Raw genomic sequence first — 1,710 nt, 5'->3', positions numbered from 1 at the left:
ACTTAAATGAAAAAGTAAATTCCAGTTGCTAATAAATGCCTCAAAATGCGGATTTAAATTCCGTTTTTGCACCTTAACAATTTCATATTTTTGCCATATAATGAGCCCATAAGCACCCAGTTTGATAGTTTTTTGCATGCTAATGGGGCACCTGGAAAATAGTGTGCGAGACTAAATTCCACATGCCTTGTATGTAAGACTAAATTCTGGTGCAGTGAAATCTGCCTGTGCTTAAACTATTTTATTTCAACAGGGCTGGACACAGCATTACATCATCTGGGGCTATATGTTCTAGGCCCAATGCTTTATGAATCGAATTGTCCAGGAGTAAAAGAGATAGTTCATATGGGCTGTGCCCATTGAGGCTGTCTCTTTTTTCGCTATTTATGTGATTCATCATGCGATGAATTTTATCTTTATCAAGATCAGCAAAAGAGCTTCCCTTGGGTCTGATATAACGTATGTATTCGTGGTTCTTCTCACAAGCACCTTTCTGCCAAAAGCAATAAGGGTCACAGTAGAAAACTATAGTACTTTCTGAGCCGTCACTGAATGTTTCCATCGCTTCGCGGGCAGAAAACTCTGTGCCACCATCAGTCAGTATAACGGGAAACAGCTTTTTGAAAGCTTCCTTTCCAAGGTTGTTTTCTAACCACTTGAATACTTCTAGTACACAGTCTTGATTTTGATGCTCAAGCAAGAACATAAGCATCAGGTTACAGTTACGGAATGTGAAGGTCAGAATAACCTTATTCTCAGTCTTTTGGCCCTCTACGCAGTCCATTTCAACTACATTTACATCAGGATGCTCCTTGAGATATTTGAGAAAATCTTCATAGTTGTGACCTTTACGATAGGAACGATCTCTTGCACTTGCCTGAGTAGATTTCTTTCGTTTCTTGTACCTGACAGCACGCCTAAGGTCTCCATTACGGACGTCAAAGACACTATCATTGATATAAGAGTAGAGTGTTCTTCTGGAACACCCAAGCTCTTCTGCATGAGTAGCATATACGTGACCTATTGACTGATGCTTATCCTTTATCAGTGGAACAAGGATGTCATTCATTGCCTGTATGCTCTCCGGAGTCTGGTTTATACCAGACCTGCAGTCAACAAGGACTCTGCGATACTCATCATGTGCATACTTGGACGAATAAAACTTTCTGGGCATAGAACAATGAGTTTTCTTCCCACATCCATTGCACACATATGGTGGCTTCTTGAGCTTGGCACACTCAGCGGTTTCATAACCGGGACATATATCTATGCATCTGAAATCAGGCTTTCTGCATATCTTACAGAGCCTGCCGCATTGATCGTCACACAGACATACTATCTGGCAGTCTTTGCGGTGTATGCATGGTGGATTTGTATATCCGGGATCTGGCCGTTCTTTAACTTGAGCGTGCAAACGTACTTCCTTTGAGACAGTTGAAGGATCTTTCCCGATTATCCTTGCTATCTCAGCAAAGGACTTGTTTTCGGTCAATCCTTTTTCAATCTCTACACGTTGTTCAAATGTTATATGTTTCTGATTGCCTTTATTCATAATAAATCTCCAATCTGCACAGGCAGGCAATCAGCTGCCCGAACATTATATAGAGATCTATATGTGAATATCAATATGGCAAGTATATATGTGTAAGAGTAACTTCCATAACCCTAGAATTTACTCTTGCAAACTGGAATTAAAAATTACATTTAAGT

General features: G+C 40.2%; 1 protein-coding gene. It reads right to left on the bottom strand.

Annotation, left to right across the window (positions count from 1 at the left end; translation table 11 throughout):
* Positions 1-241 precede the first annotated feature (241 nt).
* Positions 242-1,552, bottom strand: coding sequence for an IS30 family transposase (locus G608_RS0117715; RefSeq protein WP_026497103.1), 1,311 nt, complete (start codon positions 1,550-1,552; stop codon positions 242-244).
* Between the last annotated feature and the right edge of the window lie 158 nt (positions 1,553-1,710).

Source organism: Butyrivibrio sp. WCD3002 (assembly GCF_000424265.1).
Classification (GTDB): domain Bacteria; phylum Bacillota; class Clostridia; order Lachnospirales; family Lachnospiraceae; genus Butyrivibrio.
This window is presented reverse-complemented; position numbering and strand designations above follow the sequence as displayed.

What these genes read in the sequence shown, in the direction of transcription:
- G608_RS0117715 (WP_026497103.1), bottom strand. Translation starts at nt 1,552, where the DNA reads ATGAATAAAGGCAATCAGAAACATATAACATTTGAACAACGTGTAGAG.